Origin of the sequence: Streptomyces sp. NPDC058877, assembly GCF_042742855.1 — a bacterium.
Taxonomy (GTDB): Bacteria; Actinomycetota; Actinomycetes; order Streptomycetales; family Streptomycetaceae; genus Streptomyces.
In genome coordinates this window covers 1-1,450 of sequence record NZ_JBHYMF010000399.1, presented here as the reverse complement: position 1 = coordinate 1,450, position 1,450 = coordinate 1, and the positions used below count along the sequence as shown (strand labels likewise).

Here is a 1,450-nt window from a genome sequence, read left to right as displayed (position 1 = left end):
CTAGTAGTGCTTGGTCAGGTTGGTGTGGTGCTTGGTATGTCGCGGTGGCAGGTGGGGCAGGCGCCGGTCCAGGTGGCGAGGAGGGTCTGCAGCTCGCGGACGACTTGGTAGAGGCTCAGGCCGGCGCCGCGTCTTTTGGGGCTCTGGCCAGTCGTTGCAGGGTGCAGAAGGCGTGGGCGGCAGAGACGAGGGTGACGTGGTGGTGCCAGCCGCCCCAGGTCCGGCCCTCGAAGTGGGCCAGCCCCAGAGCCTGCTTCATCTCGCGGTAGTCGTGCTCGATGCGCCAGCGGAGCTTGGCCAGGCGGACCAGGGCGGTCAGCGGGGTGTCGGCGGGCAGGTCGGACAGCCAGAACTGGACCGGCTCGCTCTCGCGCGCGGGCCACTCGGCCAGCAGCCAGCACTCGGGCAGTTCCGGGCCCTCGGTGGCCTGGCGGATCTGACGCCCGGCGGGCCGGATCCGCAAGGCCACGAACCGGGAGTACATCCGCTTGAAGCCGGAGCGGCCGGTGCCGGGCCGGGAGCCTTCCCGCCATTGGACCGGCCGTGCGGCCTTCCGGCCCGCCGCGATGACCAGCTCTTTCACCGAACGCGGAGGCTCGGGGTACTTCGGCACCGGTGGCCGTCCGGTCCCGGAGTACGGCTCGGCCACCGGAACCGCGTCGGCGGGCTGGGCCGACAGGGTGGTGGAGATGCCCACCACGTAGCGCATGCCCCGTGCGTTCAGGCCGAGACGGAAGGCCGCGGCGTCGCCGTATCCGGCATCTGCGATGGCCAGCGGCACATCGATCCCCCAGGAACGAGTCTCATCGGCCATGTCCAGGGCGAGCTGCCACTTTTCCACGTGCCCGGCATCCTCCGGGATGCCGCAAGTGACACGACGGGCGATCTTGCCCGGGTCAGCTTCCGGCGAGGCGGGGTCCCAGGTCCGGGGCAGGAACAACCGCCAGTTGACCGCTGCCGAGGCATGATCGGAGGCCAGGTGCAGCGAGACGCCCACCTGGCAGTTGGTGACCTTGCCCGCGGTGCCGGTGTACTGCCGCGACACACACGCCGAGGCAGTGCCGTCCTTCAAGAAGCCGGTGTCGTCGAAGACCAGCGCGGTCGGGCGGATCGCCGTCTCCATCCTCCAGGCCAGGCTGGCCCGGATGTGGGCCGGATCCCACGGGCTGGTGGTGATGAAGTGGGCCAGAGCCTGCCGGTTCCCGTCCTCCCCGAGGCGAGCGGCCATCGGCTCGACCGACTTGCGCTTGCCGTCGGTCAGCAGTCCCCGCAGGTAGACCTGCCCCCACCGGCGCTGGTCCTTGCGCGCGAACGGCTCGAACACCTCCGCAGCAAACGCCTCCAACTCATCACGCACCGCAGCCATTTCGTCCGGAGTCACACACCCACAACGCGACACACAACCCGAAGGACACGCACCACCAAACACGACCTGACCAAGCACTACTAG

1 protein-coding gene is annotated in these 1,450 nt (G+C 69.6%); it reads right to left on the bottom strand.

Features of this window, described 5'->3' with window-relative positions:
- Positions 1 to 115: 115 nt before the first annotated feature.
- Entirely contained in the window at positions 116 to 1,366 is a 1,251-nt protein-coding gene (locus ACFW2Y_RS35855) for an IS701 family transposase (protein ID WP_384887943.1), read from the bottom strand.
- Positions 1,367 to 1,450 lie beyond the last annotated feature (84 nt).